The organism is Methylobacterium variabile, assembly GCF_001043975.1.
In the GTDB taxonomy this organism is placed as follows: domain Bacteria; phylum Pseudomonadota; class Alphaproteobacteria; order Rhizobiales; family Beijerinckiaceae; genus Methylobacterium; species Methylobacterium variabile.
In genome coordinates, this window is sequence record NZ_LABY01000364.1 from 1 (window position 1) to 2,041 (window position 2,041).

General features: G+C 64.2%; 2 protein-coding genes and 1 tRNA gene. All 3 read left to right on the top strand.

Annotation, left to right across the window (positions count from 1 at the left end):
• Position 1: 1 nt before the first annotated feature.
• Positions 2–69: transfer RNA gene (locus tag VQ02_RS32975), tRNA-Glu, on the top strand.
• Positions 70–463: 394 nt separating this feature from the next.
• Positions 464–958, top strand: coding sequence for a DEAD/DEAH box helicase family protein (locus VQ02_RS32980; RefSeq protein ID WP_048448497.1), 495 nt, complete (start codon positions 464–466; stop codon positions 956–958).
• Positions 958–2,041: hypothetical protein (locus VQ02_RS32985; RefSeq protein WP_048448498.1), on the top strand; the 1,084-nt coding region annotated here is incomplete at its 3' end. The genes VQ02_RS32980 and VQ02_RS32985, both read left to right, overlap by 1 nt.

The window sequence follows — 2,041 nt, forward strand, 5'->3', positions numbered from 1 at the left end:
TCGTCTAGCGGTCTAGGACGTCGCCCTTTCACGGCGAAAACACGGGTTCGAGTCCCGTAGGGCGCGCCATGCGGTGTAATCATTGAGCTTTTTGCCGTTTTTCGCACTCTCCCGAGAGGGGCGTTAGGACTGGTTTTTAGGACCAGTCAGGCGAGTCACGAACGGCCTCGTCATCCCAACCCTCTTCCGTGTCGTCGGACTGAGCGACCATCCAGCCGGGTGTTGCGCTCGGGTGACAGGGTGTCGGTAGCCGCCGTTTGTTAGTTGACCCGGAGCCTGCCGATCAGCAACAAGCACCCCAGGCACGTTTGGTGCTCAGGCCCCTGTTGGGGAACCGTTCTTCGTTCGCGACACCGAATGATCGCACCGGGCATCATTGCGCTCGTGGCGCCGTCGCGAGCGGCTTGCTGTCCATCAACCCGCAAGGTGCCGCTACCCTCACGGGTTTTCGTCGGTTACCTTCATGGACATCTACTACTTCGACGGCCTGGCGGGCGCGGGCAAGACCCGTGCGTACAGCCGCTACGCTGACAGGCTCGCCCGTTACGGCCACAAGGTGCTCTTCGTTCAGCCCACGAAGCTGCTCATCGACAAGACCATCGAGCATGAACTCACGCCCCTCGATCCCAGCTACGCGGTGAGGGCCATCCACGGCGACGCCGTGCAGGATCAGTCGGTGATCGCTGCCCTTGTCGAGCACTTCAAGGCCGCCGAGCGCGGTGACGGCGAGATCCTCTTCATCACCCACGCGGCCTTCGCCAGGGTCCCCTACATCGAGAACCGTGCCGACTGGATCCTCCTGATGGACGAGGTGCCGCAAGTCGACGTGTTCGAGGAGTGGCGGCTGCCCGACACCCACGCCCTGATCACCGACCATTTCTCCCTGATCCCAGGCGGCGCGGCCTACGGCACGCTCGCCATGAACAAGCCTCCCGTCGACGACGAGGAGGCCGCCTGATGAGCATCAGGAAGATCGCTCGTAACGCGCGTCGGGACGACGTGCTCGAACTCTTCAAGCCTCTGGCCCTGCGCATCGAGTCGAAGATCTGGGACGTCCACGTCCACCAGAGCCAATTCGAGCGCCTGCTCGGGGGCGAGGCCCGCGGGACCCTGATCACCTACTCGACCCTGAAGCCTCTGGCCTTCGCGGGCTTCAAGAAGGTGGTGGTGGCGTCTGCCTGCATGCAGGACACGATGTTCTTCCGCCTGCTCGCCGCCCAGCGTGTCAAGCTCAAGCCCGTCTCCAAGCGCTTGAGCCGGGATCTGCGCTACCAGCAGCACGAGCACGGCGAGCGCATCACCTTCTACTACGCGTGCGAGGAGGCGTGGTCGAAGACGTATCGCGACAAGCAAGTGCGCTGTGAAGCTGTGGAGGACGACGTCAAGTTGCTCGATCTGATCGCGGGCGCGACTCTCGCCCTGTTCGCGGACGAGCCCTACCTCTGGATGGGCAACAAGGACCTGCCCAACACCTTCTTCGACGAGCCCGGGGTCAAGACCAAGGCCGAGCGGCTGCCCAACATGCCCCACGGTCTCAACGACTACCAGGGCTTCCACAACGTGGTGGTGCTCTCCGCCCTTAACCCGTCGCCCGCGCACTTCCACTTCCTGGAAAGCTACGGGATCAACGGCGAGGAGGTGCGCACCGCCCACTACCGTACCGCCGTCTATCAGGCGGTAATGCGCTGCTCGATCCGCAATCCTGCCGACGCCACGCCCAAGCGCGTCGTCGTCATGGACCGGGACACGGCCGAGTGGATGGCGAACCTGTTCGCCGGGGCCGCAGTCGAACCGCTGCCCGGCATGGGCGTGGTGCCCCGCAAGGGCAAGGCGGGTCGGCCGCGCCAGCACGCCAGCAACGCCGAGAAGGCCTGGGCGCACCGCGCCGGGAAGGAGATGGAGTGGCTCGCCCAACTCGACCTGATCAACGAGACCTCGGTCGTGATCGGCCGCTACCCGGATCTCGCGCGCGAGGTCCGGGCGGGAATGAGCGAGTTCGCGTGTAACGAAAACACCTATAATACCGCCGCGCTTAGGTTTT

Excerpts from the sequence above, each read along its gene's own strand:
- VQ02_RS32980 (WP_048448497.1), top strand. The coding sequence starts at position 464 with ATGGACATCTACTACTTCGACGGCCTGGCGGGCGCGGGCAAGACCCGT.